The following is a 19,066-nucleotide window of genomic DNA, read 5'->3' as shown; positions in this document are numbered from 1 at the left end:
GCTTGTTCGAGAATGGAAAGGCCGGGGTTCGCCCCGGCCTTTTTTCATGTCGACAATCGCCTGTCGAACCTCGACATCACACCGACAATTTATCGAGGTTTTTCAGAGGTCACAACTAAGCTCCAGGCGCGAAAAAGCCCGCTGCGGGGGATACATCGCAGCGGGCTTTCGCGCTCTTTGCAGAGCGGACGTTTCCTCCCCGAAACGCCTTCGAGTGCTGCGCGCTTGAGCAACGCTTGCCCTCGAGTGAGTTCATTTGACGCATCGGCCCCGGCGCCGTCAACGGCCGTATCCGCCCGAGTCGAACTTTCTTCGACTTATCGCTGATAACTCATCTTTGGGGCCTCTTATTATCGAAGCTTATTCGATAATGGATTTGATGGCGGCGACCAGGCCTTCGCGGGGGATCTTCATCTGGCCCGGACGTTCGGCCTTCCAGGCGTCGTTGTCGGTGATGGCGGCGGCGGCGGCGCGGCCGGCGTCCAGATCCTTAATCGTGACCTCGCCAGCGGCGATCTCGTCGCCGCCCAGGATGACGACGGCGGGGGCGCCGCGGCGGTCGGCGTATTTCATCTGGGCCTTCATGCCCGCGCGACCGAGGTAGAGCTCGGCGGAGACGCCCGCAGCACGCAGTTCGGCGACGGCGGTCAGATAATGGGCCATGTCGTCTTCGGAGAAGACGATGACCACGACCGGGCCGCGCACGGCGTCCTCGGCGCCCCGTCCCGCCGCGCGCAGAGCCGAGGCCAGGCGCGAGACCCCGAAGGAGAAGCCGGTGGCCGGCGTGCTCTGGCCGGTGAAGCGGGCGACCAGGTCGTCATAGCGGCCGCCGCCGCCGATGGAGCCGAAGCGGACCGGGCGCCCCTTGTCGTCGACGGTGTCCAGCAGCAGTTCAGCCTCGAACACGGCGCCGGTGTAGTATTCCAGACCGCGCACGATGGTGGGGTCGAACTTGACGGCCTCCTGGCCGACCGACATGGCGGCCAGCGCCCGGTCGATGGCGGCCAGTTCGTTCAGCGCCGCCTCGCCCGCTGCGCCCAGGTCGCCGGAACGCGCGACGGCGTCCAGGGTCTGCGCCCGCGTCAGGCCGGGGGTGTTGGCCGAGTCCAGGAAGGCCTCGATGGCGGCCGTGACCTTGGTCGGCAGGCTTGCACCCTTGGTATAGTCGCCGGACTCGTCCAGTCGGCCTTCGCCCAGCAACTGGACGACGCCTTCCCAGCCCAGGCGGTCGAACTTGTCGATGGCGCGCAGGGCCGTCAGGCGCTGACCGGCCTCGGTCACGCCACCGGCGTCGAACAGGCCGTCGAACAGCTTGCGGTTCGAGACGCGGATCTGGGCTTGGCCGGCATCCAGACCCGCGCTGGCCAGGCCTTCGCAGGCCATGGCGATGATCTCGGCGTCGGCCTCGGGTCGGTCGGAGCCGACCGTGTCGGCGTCGCACTGCCAGAACTCCCGGAATCGGCCGGGGCCGGGCTTCTCATTGCGCCAGACCGGACCATAGGCATAGCGCCGGAAGGGCTTGGGCAGGGTCTCCCACGTCTGGGCCGCGAACCGGGCCAGCGGCGCAGTGTGATCGTAGCGGAGGGCCATCCACTCGCCCGGCTCGTCCGACCCGGCGTCGTCCTGAAGCGCGAAGACGCCTTCGTTGGGACGGTCGGCGTCGGGCAGAAACTTTCCCAGGGCGTCGGCATATTCGAAGGCCGGTGTCTCTAGCGGCTCGAAGCCCCAGCGCTCATAGACTTCGGACACGCGGGCGACGATGCGCCGCTCTGCGGTCAGGTCGCGGCCGCGCTTGTCGGCGAAACCGCGCGGATTGCGGGCGAGGGGACGGATCGGCGTGTCGGTGCTCATGGCGCGCGCTTAAGCCAAGGGGCGGATCACCGCAAATTCCATGAGGCGACGGCCGGTGACTTCCAGACCGTCGAATGTCGGTTGCCTGACACAGGCGCTTGTTTACACGAAGAGAAATCGCATTGGGGCGGAACCTGGGCACAGGCTTTCCGTTGTTGAGCGCCATGACGCCACACGCCCTTCTCGTATCCCGCACCTGCAACACGTCGGACCGGCGCACCATCCGCTGGTGGGAGTGCGAACTGGTCGATACCGACGGGTCTCGACGCATCCGCGATCAGGCCTTCTTCTCCATCGGCGAGGCGAAATCCTGGGCCTCGGCGCAGGGCTATCCGGTCAGCGACGACGCCGCGTCGTCCTCGGAGGCGTGATGTCCGACAACCCGCCGAGTGGCATATTGACTGCCGAAGCGTTCGACACGCCGCGTATTCTGCTGGCCGGCGCCATCGACTATGAAATGTACGATCGGTTCCGAGAGCAGTTGGCTGCTGCACCCAAGAGCGGACTGACGGTCATCGAGCTGTCTACGCTGGGCGGCGATCCCGAAGTGGCGCGGATGATGGGCGAGGATGTCCGGTTTCAGAGCGACATCAACCCATCGCGACGACTGGTCTTCCTGGGCAAGGCGGCGATCTACTCCGCCGGCGCGACGTTCATGAGCTTTTTCGCCACGCCCAACCGTTATCTGACGCGCGGCGCGCGGGTCATGATCCATGAGCGCAAGATGGATAAGGCGCTGCACATCACCGGCCCGCTGACCACCTGCATCGCCTCGGTCCGGGCGATGTTGAACGAGTTGGAACACTCAATCGCCATCCAGAACGAAGGGTTCGAGAACCTGGTGCGTGGGTCGTCGGTGACGATGGAGGAAGTGCTGCAACGCGCCCCCGCCAATTGGTATATCGAGGCACAGGAAGCCAAGGCGCTGGGCCTCATCGCCGACGTGATCTGACCCGGCTGCCGGGTCAGGCCTGAAGCGTTTCCACCGTCAGATTGCCGTTGGTGTAAACACAGATCTCTGCGGCGATCTTCATCGCCTTGCGGGCGACCTGTTCGGCGTCCAGCTCGGTCTCCTCGATCAGGGCGCGGGCCGCTGACAGGGCGTAGTTGCCGCCCGAACCGACGGCGGCGACGCCGTATTCCGGCTCCAGCACGTCGCCGACCCCGGTCACGGTGAAGATGGACGACTTGTCCGCCACCAGCAGCATGGCCTCCAACCGACGCAGATAGCGGTCGGTGCGCCAGTCCTTGGCCAGGTCCACGCAGGCCCGGGCCAGCTGGTCGGGATACTGTTCCAGCTTGGCCTCCAGCCGCTCGATCAGGGTGAAGGCGTCGGCCGTGGCCCCGGCAAAGCCCGCCAGCACCTTGCCGCCGGCCAGAACCCGCACCTTGCGCGCCGCGCCCTTGACGATGGTCGGCCCCATCGAGACCTGGCCGTCGCCGGCGATGACGGTGCGGCCGTTCTTGCGCACCGCCAGGATGGTGGTGCCGTGCCAGTCGGGAAAGTTCGAAGCGCTCTGTGTCATCCCCGTCAGATGGCGCGCCGGGCGGCATGCATCAAGTCTGCCGTCGCTTCAGATAACGACGTCTTATTTTGACCCCATTAATGGCTAGAACGCACAACTAATCTCAGAATTTAGCGCTATCAGGGGTCGTGCCGTGCTTTATCGTGTCGTTTTCGTGAGCGAAATGATCGGCGCGGCCGGCAACGAGGTGCAGGCGGTCGCCGAAATCCTCGGCGCTTCGGAACGCAACAATCGCCGCGACGAAATCAGCAGCGCCATGATGTTTCACGAGGGCGAGGCGGCCCAGATGGCGGAAGGCGCGCGCGGAGACCTGGACCGACTGCTGGCGCGGCTCTCGAACGATCCGCGTCATCGCAACATCCGCATTCTCGAAGACCGTCCGGTGATGCAGCGTCGGATGCGGGATACGGCTCGGCTCTGCGCGCTCACCGACATCCAGGCGCGGGACATCCTGTACGGGCGGCGGTTGAGCGATCTGTCCTGTGCGGGACTGGAAAAACTGCTGTCGTGCGAACACGTCAAGATGGCCGCCTGACCCGCCCCTAATCCGCCCCTGAGGCGGCGCCTTCTGTTAACCCCGATCGCCTAGCTGTCACACGTCGGGCCTTGGCCCTGAGTTGCGTATAGAGTGGTTATGGCGTTGTTCCGTATTGTCTATCTCAGCGAGGCGACCGGGTCGGTCGGCTCAGGCCTTATGCCCCTGATCGACATCATCGGTGTGTCCGAACAGAACAATCGCCGCGACCATCTGACCGGCGTGCTAATGCGCCACGACGGGCGATTCCTTCAGATTCTCGAAGGGGCGCGCGCCGATCTGAACCGCGTCATGGCGCGGGTGAGCAAAGACCGCCGCCACGACAATCTGTGCATTCTTTCGGACCAACCGATCTCGGAACGACTGTTTCCCGCCTGGGCCATGGGGCGGCTGGAAGCGACACCTGAGGTCGAGGCCTTTCTGGCGACCGATATGACGCAGGCGGACGTCCCAGCCGAGGTGGATCGCCTGTTGTTGGGTTTGGTTCAGACGACGGCCGACGCCGTTTAGCGCGGCGCCCCTCGCGCACCGCCGTTTGGATGGCTAGATGGGACGGTGATCTTTTCCGAAGACGAAGTCGAACGCTATGCGCGCCACCTCGTCCTGTCCGAAGTGGGCGGGCCGGGGCAGCAGGCGCTGAAACGCGCGCGGGTGCTGATCGTCGGCGCGGGCGGCGTGGGATCTCCGGCGGCCCTCTATCTGGCTGCGGCGGGTGTCGGGACGCTGGGCCTGATCGACGACGATGTCGTCGGCCTGTCCAATCTTCAGCGTCAGATCGCCTTTTCCACGGCGGAGGTCGGCCGGCCCAAGGTCGAGGCGGCGCAGCAGAGGCTGGAGGGGCTGAATCCCCATGTCTCCATCGAGACCTTTGCCGAGCGGCTGACGGCCGAGAATGCGCAGGTGCGGGTCGGGGCCTTCGACATCGTCCTGGACGGGACAGACGATTTCCAGACCCGGCTGTGGGTCAATGCGGCCTGCGTGGCGGTGGGCAAGCCGTTGGTGTCGGGGGCGCTGGGACGCTGGAACGGTCAGGTCGGGGTGTTTGCGGGCCGGCCCTGCTATCAATGCCTGGTGTCGGAGGTTCCGCCGGATGCGGAGACCTGTTCACGGGTCGGCGTCGTGGGGGCCCTGGCGGGTGTGATCGGGTCGATGGCCGCGCTGGAGGTCATCAAGCTGATCACAGGCGCGGGCGAGGTCCTGACCGGACGGCTGCTGCTCTATGACGGTCTGGCGGGAACGGCGAGGACCGTGCGGGTCGCGGCGGATCCCCATTGCCCGACCTGCGGCGGCTGAGCCTCAGGCGGCCGTGGCGAAGCGGACGTCGGCCAGATCAAAGTCGGGCAGGGGTGCGGCGAAGCCCAGGGCGGGGTTGCTTAGCACCGTCACCAGCCGCTCGCCGCAGTAGAGATACAGGGTCTCGAACCCGACCCAGTTGCGGGCCACGCCTTCCAGCGCGTGATTGGCCGCCGTGTCGTGAACCGCGTCGAGGACGCAGATGTCCCGCACCGGAACGCCGGGCAGGTTGACGATGCAATAGTAGGAGTCCAACGCAACACTTCCTCGAATACGCCGCCGGAAACGAAGCCCGCTCGCGGCGGTTCCTCCCCTGCCCGTGGTTTTCGACAGCCGTGTGAGTCCGGTCCGACAGACTTGTGAAAAAGGAGGCCCGATGGCCCGACGTCCCGCCTCGCCCAAACGCCTGAACGCCGCCAATCTGAGCGGGTTGGGGGCGGATCGCCTGGGCGAACTGCTGATGCAGGCGGCCGACGCGGACGCCATCCTGAAGCGCCGTCTCAGGCTTGTGCTGGCGGCCGAGGCCGGGCCGGACCTGCTGGCGCTGGAACTGGACAAGCGTCTGTCGACCATCGCCGCCAGCCGGGCGCGGGTGTCGTGGCGGAAACGGCCCGACCTGCTGCGCGATCTGGAGATTCTGCGTGAAGCCGTCATCGACGATCTGGCCGTGGCGGCGCCGGGAGCGGGGCTGGAGCGGTTGATCGCCTGGTTCGACCTGTTTCGCGGGCTGGCGACGCGGGTCAAGGATCAGAAGGGTGAGGTGGCGGCAACGTTCGAAACGGCGGCGCCCAATCTGTGGCGCATCGCCGAGGTGGCGGTTCAGGCGGATGAGAAGGCCATCGCGCCTCTGGCCCAGGCGGTGGAGCGTCAGCCGCTGGAATACGCCCGCTGGATCGGGGCGGGCGGCGATGACCTGACGGCGGATTTGGCCAGGCGGCTGCTGGACCATCTGGACAAGGCGTCGAGCGCGCGCGGAATGCGGACGGTGATGCGGCGGCTGGCGGACCGGGCCGGCGATCTTGATCTGTGGCTGTCGCTGACGACGCCGGAGGAGCGGGGCTCGCCGGACTTCGCGGCGGTGATGGCCAAGCGGCTGCTGGTCGCCGACCGTGTTCCGGAGGCGCGTCAGGCGCTGGAGGCGGCGCTCAAGCCCTCGGCGGGCAATCGGCGATGGACCTTCGGCCGGTCGCCCCAGGCTGGGCCGCCCGTGCTGACGCCGGCCTGGGAGGCGACCTCGATCGACCTGATGGAAGCCGAGGGTCGCAAGGACGAGGCTCAGGATCTGCGCTGGTCGATGTTCGAACGCGACCTGTCGGCGCCGGTGCTGAGGGCCTATCTGGCGCGCCTGCCGGACTTCGACGACGTGGAGGCGCTGGACCGCGCCCTGGCGCACGCCGCAGCCTATGCCGATTTCGAGACGGCGCTGGGCTTCCTGATGGACTGGCCCGCCCACCGCGAGGCGGCGGCCCTGGTCGAACGCCGCATCCGCGAGGTTCGCACGCCGTTGCCGCTAAAGTCGGATTGGGCGGCGCGGCTGGCACAGAAATATCCGGACGCGGCCGAGCGGTTGCTGGCGTCGGCCTAAAGCATCGCAGGGATGACGCGGTCCGGCGGGCGGTGGCCGTTCTGGTAGGTCATGACGTTGGCGATGACGCGGTCGCCCATGTCCTGGCGCGCTTCCAGGGTGGCGGAGCCCAGGTGGGGCAGCAGGACGACGTTGGGTTGGCCCAGCAGGCCGGGATGGATGTCCGGCTCGTTCTCGAACACGTCCAGGCCGACGCCGGACAGTGCGCGCATCGCGACGGCCTGGGCCAGGGCCGCCTCGTCAATCAGTTCGCCGCGCGCGGTGTTGATCAGGATGGCGTGAGGTTGAAGCCGGGCCAGACGCTCGGCCGACAGCAGATGGTGGGTGTCCCTGGTCGCCGGGCAGTTCAGCGAGACGATGTCCATCCGCGCCAGCATCTGGTCCAGATCGTCCCAATAGGTGGCGCCCAGCTCTTCTTCGATCAGGGCGGGGACGGGTTTCCTGTTGTGGTAGTGGACTTGGAGCCCGAAGGCCTTGGCGCGGCGGGCCAGGGCCTGGCCGATCCGGCCCATGCCGACGATGCCCAGCCGCTTGCCCCACAGCTTGCGCCCGCACATCCAGGTCGGGGTCCAGCCCTCGAACCGGCCCTCGGCCACCACCTGGGCGCCTTCGACGATGCGGCGGCTGACGGCCAGGATCAGGCTCATGGCCAGGTCGGCGGTGTCCTCGGTCAGGACGCCGGGTGTGTTGGTGACGATGATGCCGCGCGCCACGGCCGCGTCGATGTCGATATGGTCCACGCCGGCGCCGAAGTTGGCGATCATCTTCAACTGCTCGCCCGCGCCATTGATCAACTCGGCGTCGATGACGTCGGTGATGGTCGGGACCAGAACCTCGGCGCGTTGTACGGCGGCCTGAAGCGCGGCGCGGTCCATCGGCTGGTCCTTCAGGTTCAGTTCGGCGTCGAACAGCTCGCGCATCCGCGTTTCCACCGCGTCGGGCAGGCGTCTGGTTAATACGACCTTAAGCTTGCGGGCGGACATTGCGGGCCTTGGTTTGCGGGCGGCGATTCAGACGGATCGAAAGCCCGCGCGACGGGTCGTTCCATTCAGTGTCTAGCAAAGCCGCCGCCATCTTCCAAAGCCTGCGACGCCGCATCGCCATCGTTCTCGCCGTCACTTCGGCTTTTGGGGGCCTGGGCGTGATGGCCAGCGCGGGCGCCACCATGCCTGACGGCCGCCCTACGCCCACGGGGCTTGAAGTGCCGCGCTGGATTTCGCTGAAGTCCTCGCACGTCCGCGCGCGCCAGGGGCCGGGGCTGGATTATCCGATTCTGTGGGAATATCGCGCCGCGGGACTGCCCGTTCAGGTGATCTCCGAGACGACGGAATGGCGCAAGATCTGCGACCCGGACGGCGCCGTCGCCTGGATCCATCGCACCGTGTCGTCCGGCCGCCGCTATGTCTTCAACACCACCGCTCAGGAAGTGCCGATCCGGTCGGGCCGGTCGGAAACGGCCTCGGTGCGGGCGCGTCTGTCGCCGCGCGCCTTGGTGTCGCTGGACGAATGCGAAGAGGGCTGGTGTAAGGTCCGGGCGCGGCGACTGGGAGGCTGGGTGGCGCAGCGGGCGGTGTTCGGAACCCAGGAACGGGCGCTGTGCAACGCCAATCGGCCGGCCGGCACGGGCCGCAACTGAAGCCCTGCTGTTGAGCGAAGCGGCGCGGTCGTGTAACCCGCGCGCAACGCCTTAAGAAACGGAAGCGCCTTGACCCAGTCCCAATATCCTTCGTCCTTCGATCATGAGGCCCTGCTGGCCTCGGGCCGCGGCGAGCTGTTCGGTCCCGGCAACGCTCAGCTGCCTGCCCCGCCGATGCTGATGTTCGACCGGATCACGACGATCAACGCGGACGGCGGCGAGCACGGCAAGGGCTATGTCGAGGCGGAACTGGACATAAATCCCGAGCTCTGGTTCTTCCAGTGCCACTTCATCGGCGACCCCGTCATGCCGGGCTGCCTGGGCCTGGACGCCATGTGGCAGCTGGTCGGCTTCTACCTGGGCTGGATCGGCGGCCCCGGAAAGGGCCGCGCCCTGGGCGTCGGCGAGGTCAAGTTCACCGGCCAGGTCACGCCGGACATCAAGAAGGTGGTCTATAAGATCAACCTGAAGCGCGTTATCAACCGCAAACTGGTCATGGGCATCGCCGACGGCGTGCTGGAGGCCGACGGCCAGGTCATCTACACCTGCAACGACATGCGGGTCGGCCTGTTCGGCGCCAAGGATGAGGCGGCGGGCGCTTAAGCCCCTATATAACCGCGAACAAGGCGGACGGTCTTCGGACCAGGAAGCATTTGAGAAGGAAACACCATGCGTCGTGTCGTCGTCACCGGCCTGGGCATCGTCTCCTCCATCGGCCACGGCGCCGAAGAGGTCACCCAGTCCCTGCGCGAAGCCCGTTCGGGCGTCGTCCATGCCCCCGATCACGCCAAATACGGCTTCCGCAGCCAGGTCTGGGCGCCGCCCAAGATCGGCCCGTGGGAGGAGCTGGTGGACCGTCGCGCGGCCCGTTTCCTGGCCAACGGCACGGCCTGGGGGCACATCGCCTTTGAAGAGGCGCTGAAGTCGTCGGGCATGACGGCGGACGAGATCAAGGACGACCGCATCGGCCTGATCGTCGGCGAAGGCGGTCCCTCGACCCAGGTCATCCTGCAGGCTGCGGCCACCACGGTCGAGCGCGGCTCGCCCAAGCGCATCGGCCCGTTCGCGGTGCCCAAGGCCATGGCGTCCGGCCCCTCGGCGGTGCTGTCGACCTGGTTCCAGATGCGCGGCGTCAACTATTCGATCAGCTCGGCCTGCGCGACGTCGGCTCACTGCATCGGCGCCGGGGTCGAACAGATCCAGTGGGGCAAGCAGGACGTGGTCTTCGCCGGTGGTTGCGAGGACATCGACTGGTCCATGTCGAACATGTTCGACGCCATGGGCGCCATGTCGTCCGACTTCAACGACAATCCGTCGGTCGCCTCGCGCGCCTATGACGTCAACCGCGACGGCTTCGTCATCGCCGGCGGCGCCGGCATCGTGGTGCTGGAAGAATACGAGCGGGCCAAGGCGCGCGGCGCGACCATCTATGCCGAAGTCACCGGATACGGCGCCAACGCCGACGGTCACGACATGGTCGCCCCGTCGGGCGAGGGCGCCCAGCGCTGCATGAAGATCGCGCTGGAACAGGCCGGCAATCCCCGGATCGATTACCTGAACCCGCACGGCACCTCGACCCCGGTCGGCGATTCAAAGGAGATGGAGGCCGTGCGCGCCGTCTTCGGTGACCAGATGCCGATGATCTCCTCGACCAAGTCGCTGACGGGCCACTCGCTCGGCGCCGCGGGCGCGCAGGAAGCCATCTACTGCCTGCTGATGATGCAGAACGGCTTCGCCGCCGAGAGCGCCCATATCGAAAATCTCGATCCGGCGTTCGAAGGCATGCCGATCCTGCGTCAGCGCCACGAAGGCGAACTGACCCACGTCATGTCCAACAGCTTCGGCTTCGGCGGAACGAACGGCACGCTGATCCTGTCGAAGGTCTGAGGCCCGCTTACCCTCGCCCCCGTCATCCTCGGGCTTGACCCGAGGACCGTGTGGTGATCGGGCTGTGCGCTGGGATCAGGCGCAGCGCGGCGGAACCTCCGATCCTCGGGTCAAGCCCGAGGATGACGACGGGGTTGGATTGGCGACTTATTGCGCGATTGAGGCGTTGAAGCTTCCAGTCATAACGATTCTTTCGCCAACGCCAGTTTACACGACCGATTCTCGTCCTTAGAGAGCGTCGCCGTGTCCATGCTCATGACCAAAACGATTACCACGAAAACCACCGGCTTCGGCGGGGCGGTTTCGGGTGTTCGCAAGGTCTGAAGCGCCGAACCCCGATCCCAAGCCCCGCCGATGCGCGGGGCGGTCGATCCGGCTGAACCCCGCGCCTCCATCCTTCCAGGAGACGCCTTCCATGTCCTTTTCCCCGTCCAATCCGCCCCACGTCGGCATCGTCGGCGCCACCGGCCTCGTCGGCGAGATGATGCGCGGCTTGCTGGCCGAGCGGAACTTCCCGCTGGCCTCGCTGCGCCTGTTCGCATCGGCCCGGTCAGCGGGCAAGACTGTCCGCTTCGGCGAGACCGATGTCGTGGTCGAGGATGCGGCGACGGCCGATTACGCCGGTCTGGACATCGTCTTCTTCTCGGCCGGCGGCGACACGTCCAAGGCCCTGGCGCCCAGGGTGGCGGCGGCCGGCGCGGTGGTGATCGACAATTCCTCGGCCTGGCGCAACGACCCCGAGGTGCCGCTGGTGGTCGCCGAGGTGAACCCCCACGCCCTGGCCAACCTGCCCAAGGGGATCATCGCCAACCCCAACTGCACCACCATGGCGGCCATGCCGGTGCTGAAGCCTCTGCACGACGCGGCGGGCCTGAAGCGTCTGACCGTCTCGACCTATCAGGCTGTGTCGGGCGGCGGGATCGAGGGCATTCGCGTGCTGGAGGATCAGTCGCGCGCCGCCGTCGGCAAGGGGGCGGATCTGGCCCGTGACGGATCAGCCGCCGACTTCGGCACGCCCGAGAAGTGGGTGGTGCCGATCGCCGCCAATGTGGTGGCCTTGAACTACACCCTGAGTGAGGACGGCTATACCGACGAGGAGCTGAAGCTGCGCGACGAGAGCCGCAAGATTCTGGAGATCCCCGGCCTGCCTGTGTCCGGCACCTGCGTGCGTGTGCCAGTCTTCACCGGCCATTCGCTATCCATCAATGTCGAGTTCGAGCGTCCGCTGTCGGCGGCCCAGGCGCTGGAGCTGTTGGGCCAGGCGCCGGGCGTGGTGGTGACGGCTGTGCCCAATCCGCTGGACGCCACGGGCAAGGATCCGGTCTTCGTCGGTCGCGTCCGCCCCGATCCGACGGTCGAGCACGGCCTGGCCTTGTTTGTCTCCAACGACAATCTGCGGAAGGGCGCGGCCCTGAACGCGGTTCAGATCGCCGAGGTTCTGGTGCAGCAGCGCGGCTGATAACCCGACAGGCGGGGGTCAGTCGTAGCGCACGCCGCTGAGATAGAGCCCCGCCGAGGGGGCGACGGGGCCGCACCGGGCGCGGTCCTTCGCCTCCAGCGCCTGTTTCATGTCATGGGCGGTCCAGCGGCCCAGGCCGACCTCAACCAGGGTGCCAGCCATCGACCGGACCTGGCGGTGCAGGAAGCTGCGCGCCTGAAACACCAGATGCACTTCCTCGCCGAAGCGGGAGACGCGAGCCACGTCCAGGGTGCGAACCGGCGATTTGGACTGGCAGCCCATGTCGCGGAAGGTGGTGAAGTCGTGATGGCCGACCAGGACCTGGGCCGCGTGGTGCATGGCCTCGGCGTCCAGGGTCTTCTTGACGTGCCAGACGCGGTCGCGCTCCAGTACCGGCTGGGGGCGGCGGTTGAGTATCCGATATAGATAGCCCCGACCAGTCGCCGAGAACCGGGCGTGCCAATCGGGATCGGGTGCATAATCCGCCGACAGGATGCAGACATCCTGTTTTATCAGATGGGCGTTCATGGCGTTCAACACCGTATCGACGGGCCAGTCGCGTTCCAGATCGGCGTGGATGACCTGGGCGGTCGCATGGACGCCGGTGTCGGTGCGGCCGGCGGCGGCGATGCGGATCCGCTCGCCCGAGAAGGCGTGGATGGCGGCCTCCAGCGCGCCCTGAACCGTCGGCTGGCCGTCCTGGGCCTGGAAGCCGTTGTAGGCCGTGCCGTCGTATTCGATGGTCAGCTTGTAGCGCGGCATCAGCCGAGCGCGGTCCCGGCCGGCAACGCAAAGCCGCGCAGCATCTCGTCAGCCGATTGCGCCGCCTTGCCCTCGCGCTGGACGCGGATCAGGCGCACGGCGCCGGTCCCGCAGGCCACGGTCAGGGCGTAGTCCAAGGTTTCGCCCGCCGCGCCCGATCCGTCCGCCAGGGCCGACAGTAGGGCTTTCACGCGCACAGGCCCCGTCTCTGACGGCGCTTCGAACCAGGCGCCGGGGAAGGGCGACAGGCCGCGGATATGGGCGTCCACCTCGGCGGCCGGGCGTGTCCAGTCAATGCGGGCTTCGGCGGGAGTGATTTTCCTGGCGTAGGTCGGCTCGCCGACCTGCTCCGACGGCGTGACGCTGCCGCGCTCGATGGCGGCCAGCGCCCGGGGCCACAGGCCGGCGCCGACATGGGACATGCGCTCGGACAGGGTCGCGGCCGTGTCGTCGGCGCGGATATCCATCAGTTCGGTCAACAGGATGGGGCCTTCGTCCAGGCCGACGCCCATCTGCATGATCTGGACGCCGGTCTGGGCGTCGCCGGCCATGATGGCGCGCTGGATCGGCGCCGCGCCGCGCCAGCGAGGCAGCAGCGATCCATGCAGGTTGAAACAGCCCAGGCGGGGCGCATCCAGCACCTCGGCCTTGAGGATCTGGCCATAGGCGACAACGCAGGCGGCGTCGAGGTCCAGGCTCTGGAAGGCGGCGATGGTGTCGGGCGCCTTCATGCTGTCGGGCGTGAAGACGGGCAGGCCCATGGTCTCAGCGAAGGCGTGAACCGGCGACGGCGTCAGCTTCTGGCCCCGGCCCTTGGGGCGTGGCGGCTGCGAATAGACGGCGACGATCTCGTGGCCCGAAGCGATAAGCTCGGCCAGAGACGCAACGGCGAAATCGGGAGTTCCCATGAAGGCAAGGCGCATGGGCAGGCCTTTAGAGCATGATCGTTTCGGACGGAACCGCAATGCGGTTCAGGCCGGAGCGTGAATCATACGCTCGAAGAAAGAGGTTTAGGCCGCCTACTGCCAGCGGGTGAAGACGCCGCCGCCCTCGTCCCATTCGCCGCCAGCGTCCAGGGCGTCGTCGAAATCGAGCAGCTTGTCCAGCAGAAGGCCCGCCACCACGCCCAGCAGGGCCACGCCGGCCAGGGTCGCGACACCGGCGACGCCGATCTTCTGGCTGCGGGTCAGACGACGGCGGCCCGAGGAATCGATGATCAGCGATCGGCCGCGCGGAATGGACGGCGCGATGCGGCGCGCGGCGCGTTCGATACGTTCGGGGCGGACGATCTTGGTCATCAGGCGGCGATCCTGTCGCGGGCGGCCTTCTTGACCTTGGTCACGGCGCGATCCCGCTTGAGACGCGACAGATGGTCGATGAAGAGCACGCCGTTAAGGTGGTCCATTTCGTGCTGGATGCAGACGGCATAGAGGCCTTCGGCTTCTTCCTCCACCGACTGACCGTCACGGTTCAGATAGCGAATGCGGACGCGGGCCGGGCGTTCCACCTTGTCGAAATACTCGGGGATCGACAGGCAGCCCTCCTCGTAGGTGTAGAGTTCGTCTGAGGTCCACAGGATTTCGGGGTTGGCGAAAAAGCGCGGGTTCTTGCGGGCTTCGAACGCCTCGGGGGTGTCCTCTTCCTCGGTTTCGGGGATCGTGCCGTCGCGATCGCCAAGGTCCATGACGATGACCCGGTCCAGGGCGCCAATCTGCACGGCGGCCAGACCGATGCCGGGTGCGTCGTACATGGTCTCCAGCATATCATCCATCAGGGCGCGGACGGCGTCGTCCACCGCCGCGACGGGGGTGGAAACCTGTTTCAGGATCGCCAGGTCGGCGGGGATGTCGATGGTGAGGATACGTCGGATGGCCATGGCCGGGACGTAGGCCCGACCCGGCCCAAGGTCAAGATTTGCGCCTATTCCTCGCCGGCCCTATTCCTTGCCAGGAAGCGCGCGAGGTTTGCGGTGTTCGTCGATGGCGACATAGGTGAAGACGCCCTGGGTCACCCGCACCGAAGCGGCCTGGGGTTGGCCCCGTGCGCGCTTCCAGGCCTCCACGTGGACGCGGATCGAGGTGCGGCCCGAGCCGATGACGTGGGCGTAGATGCTGACCTCGTCGCCGACGGAGACCGGTTTATGGAAGACCATGCCGTCCAGCGCCACGGTCGCGCAGCGTCCGCAGGCCAGTTCGAACGCCGGCGTCGCGCCCGCGACGTCCATCTGGGCCAGCAACCAGCCGCCGAAGATGTCGCCCTCGGGGTTGGTGTCGGCAGGCATGGCGATGATGCGGCCGACGGGCTGATATTCGGGCGGGTGTTCGGGGGTGTCGGACATGGAAGAGGGCCTGCTGTTCGGGGAGGCGGGGTCTCTAGCGCGGCTTTGGCGGCTTGTCGCCTTTGAGCGATCTTGTCCGGGCCGGCACAGAAAGCGTCAGACGGCAGTTTCGCACGGCCTGGGCGTCGCGCAACGCGCGCCAGGCGGCGCCCAGCTCCATCGCCGTCATCAGATGATCCTGGGTCAGGATTTCACGTCGAGAGTTTCGCAATGCGGCCACATCGCCCAACAGACGGGCGGCGGCCCGGAGATCTTCGCGCTCTGACCGTGCGCCCAGATCCTGAAGTCGGGCGAACCGCCAACCCTGTTCCGGCGGATATTCCAAAGTCAGGGCGAACCGCTGTTCCGGCCCAAGGTCGGCGGACAGAAACGTCCAGTCCTCGCTGTCGGGTTCGCGCCGATAATGACCGGGCTGCGTCGGCAGGCCGGCGCTGGCGTAGATGTCGAGCGCGCCGGCCTCGACCTCGTCGAGCGCCAGGCTGAGGGCGTCGGGCGCGGCGGGTTCGAGGTCGGCGGGGCGTTCGAACGGATCGTTGTGATCGTCGGCAGGCGCAGTCTTGGACCTGCGTGAAAACAGACCCGAAAGCAGCGCCCGCCGTTTGTCCATGACGTCAGTTGGTGTTGAGCGCGCTGGTCACCGACACGTCATAGACGACGCGGGTCAGGCTCTGAACGACCTCGAAGAATTTCCGCATTTCGGCGGCGCCGGCCAGGGGCACATAGATCACGTCTTCCGGCATGACCTGCATGTTGGTGGCGGCGAAGACATTGGCGGCGTCGCTGAAGTCCAGTTGATAGACGACAGGCACGCCCCGTGGAGTGGCGGGCTGGCTGATGCCCAGGGCCTGGGCCACCTCGGGCCGTTCGAAGCGGAAGATCAGCACCCGGCGGGCGTTGGCGGTGTTGGTGTTCAGACCGCCGACCTTGGACATGGCGCCGGTCAGGGTCATGGGGCCGGCCGGCATGTCGACCTGGGCCACGGCGTTCAGGCCGCCGAAGGTCGAGAAGCGGCGGGGCTTGTACTGGACATTGACCACGTCGCCGCGTTGCAGGCGGACGTTTTCGCCGAACTCGGTCGTCACGGCCGACAGGGGGGCGGTGTAGGTCCGGCCCTCGCGCTGGATCGAGATGGTCAGGTCGTCGGTGGTGCGGGCCGAGCCGCCGGCCGCAGCGATGACGTCCAGGATGCGGTTGCTGTTGACGCCCAGGGGCGCGCGACCCGGTTGGCGCACGTCGCCCAGGACATTGACGGTGTTGGAGGCGTTGCCGGCGATCGACACCAGCACCTGCGGATTGGCGACCTTGCCGACCAACGAGCGCCGGATCGCCGACGCCGCCTGGGTCGAGGTCAGGCCCTGGACGCGAACCTGTCCGCCGAACGGAATCATCACCGAGCCGCTGCGATCGACGGTGGCGCCAGGCAGGGCCTGGTTGCCGCCGGACAGGGTCGTATTCGTGCGGCTGGACGACGACCCAGACACCAGGGATCCGCCGAACAGTGAACCCGACGGATCGAAGATCGAGATGGCCAGCGTATCGCCTTCACCGATCACATCGGCCGGTTGATCGCTGGACCCCGCGGCCAGGGTGCCGAAGAACTGAGGCGGAACCTGTTTCATCCGCTCTGTGACCTCATAGGTCAGGGGCACCAGGGCATAGCTGCCCAGGGCCGAGGCGGTCGTGGCCCCGGCGTTGACCGAGGCGCCCGACGGCCCGTCGCGCGGCAGAGTGGAGCAGCCGCCCAGAATGGCGACGATGGCAAGCGGCAGGATGGTGCGCGTCATGAAGCTGGTTAGCCCTTGTTCGCGGATTGATTACAAGCCTTTGAGCGCGCTCGCCAGAGGCTAGGCGTGTTCAAGGCCGATGGCGTCGGCGACGATGCGGAAATGCCCCGGCCAGTCGGGCGCGACATAGGTTGGCGGCGGGGGCGGCGCTGCCTGCGTCGCGCGCTCGATGGCGGCCAGCCAGCCCAGGCCGTCCAATGGGTCAATCAACTCGGCGCTCGGTGTCAGCTCGCGATGCGGCGCGATGTCGGAGGCGATCAGGGACAGGCCCATGGCGCAGGCCTCGACCGCCGGAAGGTCGAACCCCTCGACGGATGACGGCGCCAGCACCGCACGCGCGCCTCGCATCAGTCGAGCCAGAACGGCGTCGGACAGGTTGGAGGCCTGATGCACCACGCCCTGAAGATTGGGCGAGCGTTGCAGGTGGTCCAGCACCGCTTCGTTCTCCCAGCCATAGCGACCGACCAGCACCAGCGAGGGGGTCTTGTCGCCGAGCCGCTCTTCCAGTCGGCGCCACAAGGTCAGCAGCAGGGCCAGGTTCTTGCGCGCCTCGATCGTGCCGACGTGGACGAAATAGGGGCGGGGCGCCGTGACGGCGTCGCCCGCGACGAAGGCCGGCTCCAGCCCCAGGTGGGCGACGTGGACGGGCGGCAGGGGCAGTTGCTCACGCTGAGCGAAGGCGCGCAGTTCCTCGCCCGTATAGGCCGAGTTGACGATGATTCGGCTGGCGTGACGCAGGGTGTTGGCGACGCGGGCGTGGTGTTTCTCCCCGTCGCCAGGGCGGCAGAACTCGGGATGGGTCACGGGGATCAGGTCATGGATCAGGACGACCCGCTCGATTCCGGCCGCTTCAAGGTCCTGAAGCGTCGCCGGATCGTGCAGGGTGGTGTGGCCTACGGTCAGATAGAGGTCGGCGTCCGGCAGGGGCGCGACATGGCGCGAGCGGAAGAACTGCTTCAGCACGCGAGCCTTGTCGGCGGGCTTCTCTTGAACAAGAGCCGGGGGTGCGCCCAGCACCGATTCGGCGGGTTGGGTCTCTGCGGTCAAAGCCGCCAACAAGCGCTGCTCGTGCGCCAGGTCGGCGGGCGCGCTGGCGGCGCCGTTCCACTTGGCGCGCAGATCGATGACAAACCGCCGGAACCAGCCGATCTCGACGGCGACGAGCCGGTTCTTGCGACCGCGCACCGGAATGGTCGTCACGTTCGGCGAGGCCAGCAGCCATTCGGCATAGGCCAGACAGACCCGGTCCACGCCGGTCGGGGCGGAGCGGTCGGCCCGGCTCATCAGCCGGCTGGCGTCGTACAGAATGCGCATCTCAGGCGACGTAACCGGCCTGCATAAGTTCGGCGATATGGACGATGGCGGTGGGGCGTCCGTCCTCGACCACGAACAGGTTGGCGATCTTGTTGGCGGTCAGCAGGTCGACGACATCGCTCATGCGGGCGTCAGGATCGACCGTAATCGGGTTGGCGCCCATGATGTCTGCCGCCGTCAAATTGGTGGTGTCGCGCTGGAAGGCGCGGCGCAGGTCGCCGTCGGTGACGATGCCTGCCAGGGCGCCGTCGTCGGTCAGCACGGCCACGGCGCCCTTTCGACCCTCGGTGATGGCCGAGACGACCTCGCGGAAGTCGGCGTTCAGCGCGACGCTGGCCGGGACGGCGGCGTTGTCGCCCATCCATTCGCGCACGCTTTGCAGGCTCATGCCCAGGGCGCCGCCGGGGTGGTGCAGGCCGAAATCCATCGCCGTGAACTCGCGACGGTCCATAAGCACCATCGCCAGCGCATCGCCCAGGGCCAGGGCCATCAGGGTCGAGGTCGTCGGCGCCAGGCCATTGGGACAGGCCTCGGCGACGCTGGGCATGGTCAGGCAGACGGCGGCGTTGCGGCCCAGGAAGCTGGCGGGGCGCTGGGTGATGGCGATGACGGGAATGTTGTTGCGCTGGCAATAGATCAGCGGATCGCGCAGTTCGCGGCTCTCGCCTGAGTTGGACAGCGCCAGCAGGGTAACGTCGGGGCGCAGCATCCCCAGGTCGCCATGGCTCATTTCGGCGGGGTGGACGAAGAAGGCGTTGGTGCCGGTCGAGGCCAGGGTCGCGGCGATCTTGTTGCCGATATGGCCCGACTTGCCCATTCCGGTGACGACGACATAGCCGGGTCGGCTCATGATCACATCGACCGCGCGGGCCATCAAGACGTCGATCGAACGCTCCAGCGCCTCCAGCGCCTCGATGTTCAACCGGACGACCTCGCGTGCGCGATCAGTCATGGCGGCGATGTCTTCGGGCGTGGAGTGGATGATCTCGGTCATGCTGTGACGGCCCGCAACCGGGCTCTCCTTCTTCGAGACGCGCGATCTGCCGTAATCGAAGATCGTACGCAACGCGTCCTTTCAGACGACTTTGTCGGTTTC

Annotated in this window: 23 protein-coding genes; 10 read left to right on the top strand and 13 right to left on the bottom strand. The window is 67.1% G+C overall.

Annotation, left to right across the window (positions count from 1 at the left end):
* Window positions 1–360: 360 nt before the first annotated feature.
* Window positions 361–1,851, bottom strand: coding sequence for a histidine--tRNA ligase (hisS, locus tag AC3ISA_RS05375; protein WP_489179655.1), 1,491 nt, complete (start codon window positions 1,849–1,851; stop codon window positions 361–363).
* A gap of 164 nt (window positions 1,852–2,015) precedes the next feature.
* Here hisS and AC3ISA_RS05370 point away from each other — a divergent pair, with 164 nt between their 5' ends.
* Together AC3ISA_RS05370 and AC3ISA_RS05365 are read left to right on the top strand one after the other, a co-directional pair.
* Window positions 2,016–2,222 (top strand): hypothetical protein, encoded by a 207-nt coding sequence (locus tag AC3ISA_RS05370; RefSeq protein WP_372693319.1) that lies wholly within the window; start codon window positions 2,016–2,018, stop codon window positions 2,220–2,222.
* Window positions 2,222–2,803: a ClpP family protease gene (locus AC3ISA_RS05365; RefSeq protein WP_489179654.1), complete on the top strand. Its 582-nt coding sequence runs from the start codon at window positions 2,222–2,224 to the stop codon at window positions 2,801–2,803. Before AC3ISA_RS05370 ends, AC3ISA_RS05365 begins: the two co-directional genes overlap by 1 nt.
* Before the next feature lie 13 nt (window positions 2,804–2,816).
* Here the strand turns inward: AC3ISA_RS05365 and hslV are convergent, their stop codons facing one another.
* Window positions 2,817–3,377, bottom strand: coding sequence for an ATP-dependent protease subunit HslV (hslV, locus tag AC3ISA_RS05360; RefSeq protein ID WP_135193991.1), 561 nt, complete (start codon window positions 3,375–3,377; stop codon window positions 2,817–2,819).
* A gap of 133 nt (window positions 3,378–3,510) precedes the next feature.
* Between hslV and AC3ISA_RS05355 the strand changes: the two genes are divergently transcribed.
* The 3 genes from AC3ISA_RS05355 (at window position 3,511) to AC3ISA_RS05345 (ending at window position 5,205) form a co-directional block, all read left to right on the top strand.
* A complete protein-coding gene (locus AC3ISA_RS05355) occupies window positions 3,511–3,912 on the top strand; it encodes a BLUF domain-containing protein (protein ID WP_489179653.1) in 402 nt (133 codons plus the stop codon).
* 99 nt (window positions 3,913–4,011) lie between these two features.
* On the top strand, window positions 4,012–4,422 hold the full coding sequence (locus AC3ISA_RS05350; protein WP_489179652.1) for a BLUF domain-containing protein: 411 nt from the start codon (window positions 4,012–4,014) through the stop codon (window positions 4,420–4,422).
* Between the two features lie 45 nt (window positions 4,423–4,467).
* Window positions 4,468–5,205: a HesA/MoeB/ThiF family protein gene (locus AC3ISA_RS05345; protein WP_372693322.1), complete on the top strand. Its 738-nt coding sequence runs from the start codon at window positions 4,468–4,470 to the stop codon at window positions 5,203–5,205.
* 3 nt (window positions 5,206–5,208) lie between these two features.
* Here AC3ISA_RS05345 and AC3ISA_RS05340 read toward each other — a convergent pair whose 3' ends face one another.
* Window positions 5,209–5,460 carry a hypothetical protein gene (locus AC3ISA_RS05340; RefSeq protein ID WP_489179651.1) on the bottom strand — a complete coding sequence of 84 codons (252 nt, stop codon included), beginning with the start codon at window positions 5,458–5,460 and terminating at the stop codon, window positions 5,209–5,211.
* A gap of 121 nt (window positions 5,461–5,581) precedes the next feature.
* On the opposite strand from AC3ISA_RS05340, the gene AC3ISA_RS05335 reads away from it, so the two are divergent.
* The gene (locus tag AC3ISA_RS05335) at window positions 5,582–6,790 is read left to right on the top strand and encodes a DUF6880 family protein (protein WP_489179650.1); all 1,209 of its coding nucleotides are present in this window, start codon (window positions 5,582–5,584) and stop codon (window positions 6,788–6,790) included.
* On the opposite strand, the gene AC3ISA_RS05330 is transcribed toward AC3ISA_RS05335, so the two are convergent.
* A complete protein-coding gene (locus AC3ISA_RS05330) occupies window positions 6,787–7,773 on the bottom strand; it encodes a 2-hydroxyacid dehydrogenase (RefSeq protein WP_135193985.1) in 987 nt (328 codons plus the stop codon). The genes AC3ISA_RS05335 and AC3ISA_RS05330 overlap by 4 nt on opposite strands.
* Before the next feature lie 68 nt (window positions 7,774–7,841).
* On the opposite strand from AC3ISA_RS05330, the gene AC3ISA_RS05325 reads away from it, so the two are divergent.
* The 4 genes from AC3ISA_RS05325 (at window position 7,842) to AC3ISA_RS05310 (ending at window position 11,772) form a co-directional block, all read left to right on the top strand.
* Entirely contained in the window at window positions 7,842–8,426 is a 585-nt protein-coding gene (locus AC3ISA_RS05325) for an SH3 domain-containing protein (protein ID WP_489179649.1), read from the top strand.
* A 69-nt stretch (window positions 8,427–8,495) separates the two neighbouring features.
* Entirely contained in the window at window positions 8,496–9,029 is a 534-nt protein-coding gene (gene fabA / locus AC3ISA_RS05320) for a 3-hydroxyacyl-[acyl-carrier-protein] dehydratase FabA (protein WP_372693327.1), read from the top strand.
* A 66-nt stretch (window positions 9,030–9,095) separates the two neighbouring features.
* Window positions 9,096–10,313 (top strand): beta-ketoacyl-ACP synthase I, encoded by a 1,218-nt coding sequence (fabB, locus tag AC3ISA_RS05315; protein WP_489179648.1) that lies wholly within the window; start codon window positions 9,096–9,098, stop codon window positions 10,311–10,313.
* Window positions 10,314–10,728: 415 nt separating this feature from the next.
* Entirely contained in the window at window positions 10,729–11,772 is a 1,044-nt protein-coding gene (locus AC3ISA_RS05310) for an aspartate-semialdehyde dehydrogenase (protein WP_372693329.1), read from the top strand.
* Between the two features lie 18 nt (window positions 11,773–11,790).
* Here AC3ISA_RS05310 and truA read toward each other — a convergent pair whose 3' ends face one another.
* The 9 genes from truA to AC3ISA_RS05265 all read right to left on the bottom strand — a co-directional run bounded on the left by truA (window position 11,791) and on the right by AC3ISA_RS05265 (window position 18,964).
* A complete protein-coding gene (truA, locus tag AC3ISA_RS05305; protein ID WP_489179647.1) occupies window positions 11,791–12,534 on the bottom strand; it encodes a tRNA pseudouridine(38-40) synthase TruA in 744 nt (247 codons plus the stop codon).
* On the bottom strand, window positions 12,534–13,457 hold the full coding sequence (gene fmt / locus AC3ISA_RS05300) for a methionyl-tRNA formyltransferase (RefSeq protein WP_489179646.1): 924 nt from the start codon (window positions 13,455–13,457) through the stop codon (window positions 12,534–12,536). The genes truA and fmt overlap by 1 nt, the downstream gene beginning before the upstream one ends.
* A 96-nt stretch (window positions 13,458–13,553) precedes the next feature.
* Window positions 13,554–13,832 carry a hypothetical protein gene (locus AC3ISA_RS05295; RefSeq protein WP_236547456.1) on the bottom strand — a complete coding sequence of 93 codons (279 nt, stop codon included), beginning with the start codon at window positions 13,830–13,832 and terminating at the stop codon, window positions 13,554–13,556.
* On the bottom strand, window positions 13,832–14,410 hold the full coding sequence (def, locus tag AC3ISA_RS05290; protein ID WP_346495694.1) for a peptide deformylase: 579 nt from the start codon (window positions 14,408–14,410) through the stop codon (window positions 13,832–13,834). The genes AC3ISA_RS05295 and def overlap by 1 nt, the downstream gene beginning before the upstream one ends.
* A 60-nt stretch (window positions 14,411–14,470) precedes the next feature.
* Window positions 14,471–14,872 carry an acyl-CoA thioesterase gene (locus AC3ISA_RS05285; protein WP_489179645.1) on the bottom strand — a complete coding sequence of 134 codons (402 nt, stop codon included), beginning with the start codon at window positions 14,870–14,872 and terminating at the stop codon, window positions 14,471–14,473.
* 34 nt (window positions 14,873–14,906) lie between these two features.
* Entirely contained in the window at window positions 14,907–15,479 is a 573-nt protein-coding gene (locus tag AC3ISA_RS05280; protein ID WP_489179644.1) for a hypothetical protein, read from the bottom strand.
* 4 nt (window positions 15,480–15,483) lie between these two features.
* Window positions 15,484–16,656 carry a polysaccharide biosynthesis/export family protein gene (locus tag AC3ISA_RS05275; RefSeq protein WP_489179643.1) on the bottom strand — a complete coding sequence of 391 codons (1,173 nt, stop codon included), beginning with the start codon at window positions 16,654–16,656 and terminating at the stop codon, window positions 15,484–15,486.
* 60 nt (window positions 16,657–16,716) lie between these two features.
* Window positions 16,717–17,970 (bottom strand): glycosyltransferase family 4 protein, encoded by a 1,254-nt coding sequence (locus AC3ISA_RS05270; RefSeq protein ID WP_489179642.1) that lies wholly within the window; start codon window positions 17,968–17,970, stop codon window positions 16,717–16,719.
* A 1-nt stretch (window position 17,971) separates the two neighbouring features.
* Window positions 17,972–18,964: a KpsF/GutQ family sugar-phosphate isomerase gene (locus AC3ISA_RS05265; protein WP_489179641.1), complete on the bottom strand. Its 993-nt coding sequence runs from the start codon at window positions 18,962–18,964 to the stop codon at window positions 17,972–17,974.
* Between the last annotated feature and the right edge of the window lie 102 nt (window positions 18,965–19,066).

The organism is Brevundimonas sp. KH_058 (assembly GCF_057838505.1).
This window is presented reverse-complemented; position numbering and strand designations above follow the sequence as displayed.

Bases quoted from the DNA above. Each gene is read 5' to 3' on its own strand.
- hisS (WP_489179655.1), bottom strand. From the start codon at position 1,851: ATGAGCACCGACACGCCGATCCGTCCCCTCGCCCGCAATCCGCGCGGT.
- AC3ISA_RS05370 (WP_372693319.1), top strand. From the start codon at position 2,016: ATGACGCCACACGCCCTTCTCGTATCCCGCACCTGCAACACGTCGGAC.
- AC3ISA_RS05365 (WP_489179654.1), top strand. From the start codon at position 2,222: ATGTCCGACAACCCGCCGAGTGGCATATTGACTGCCGAAGCGTTCGAC.
- hslV (WP_135193991.1), bottom strand. From the start codon at position 3,377: ATGACACAGAGCGCTTCGAACTTTCCCGACTGGCACGGCACCACCATC.
- AC3ISA_RS05350 (WP_489179652.1), top strand. From the start codon at position 4,012: ATGGCGTTGTTCCGTATTGTCTATCTCAGCGAGGCGACCGGGTCGGTC.
- AC3ISA_RS05335 (WP_489179650.1), top strand. From the start codon at position 5,582: ATGGCCCGACGTCCCGCCTCGCCCAAACGCCTGAACGCCGCCAATCTG.
- AC3ISA_RS05330 (WP_135193985.1), bottom strand. From the start codon at position 7,773: ATGTCCGCCCGCAAGCTTAAGGTCGTATTAACCAGACGCCTGCCCGAC.
- fabB (WP_489179648.1), top strand. From the start codon at position 9,096: ATGCGTCGTGTCGTCGTCACCGGCCTGGGCATCGTCTCCTCCATCGGC.
- AC3ISA_RS05310 (WP_372693329.1), top strand. From the start codon at position 10,729: ATGTCCTTTTCCCCGTCCAATCCGCCCCACGTCGGCATCGTCGGCGCC.
- truA (WP_489179647.1), bottom strand. From the start codon at position 12,534: ATGCCGCGCTACAAGCTGACCATCGAATACGACGGCACGGCCTACAAC.
- fmt (WP_489179646.1), bottom strand. From the start codon at position 13,457: ATGCGCCTTGCCTTCATGGGAACTCCCGATTTCGCCGTTGCGTCTCTG.
- AC3ISA_RS05295 (WP_236547456.1), bottom strand. From the start codon at position 13,832: ATGACCAAGATCGTCCGCCCCGAACGTATCGAACGCGCCGCGCGCCGC.
- def (WP_346495694.1), bottom strand. From the start codon at position 14,410: ATGGCCATCCGACGTATCCTCACCATCGACATCCCCGCCGACCTGGCG.
- AC3ISA_RS05285 (WP_489179645.1), bottom strand. From the start codon at position 14,872: ATGTCCGACACCCCCGAACACCCGCCCGAATATCAGCCCGTCGGCCGC.
- AC3ISA_RS05280 (WP_489179644.1), bottom strand. From the start codon at position 15,479: ATGGACAAACGGCGGGCGCTGCTTTCGGGTCTGTTTTCACGCAGGTCC.
- AC3ISA_RS05275 (WP_489179643.1), bottom strand. From the start codon at position 16,656: ATGACGCGCACCATCCTGCCGCTTGCCATCGTCGCCATTCTGGGCGGC.
- AC3ISA_RS05270 (WP_489179642.1), bottom strand. From the start codon at position 17,970: ATGCGCATTCTGTACGACGCCAGCCGGCTGATGAGCCGGGCCGACCGC.
- AC3ISA_RS05265 (WP_489179641.1), bottom strand. From the start codon at position 18,964: ATGACCGAGATCATCCACTCCACGCCCGAAGACATCGCCGCCATGACT.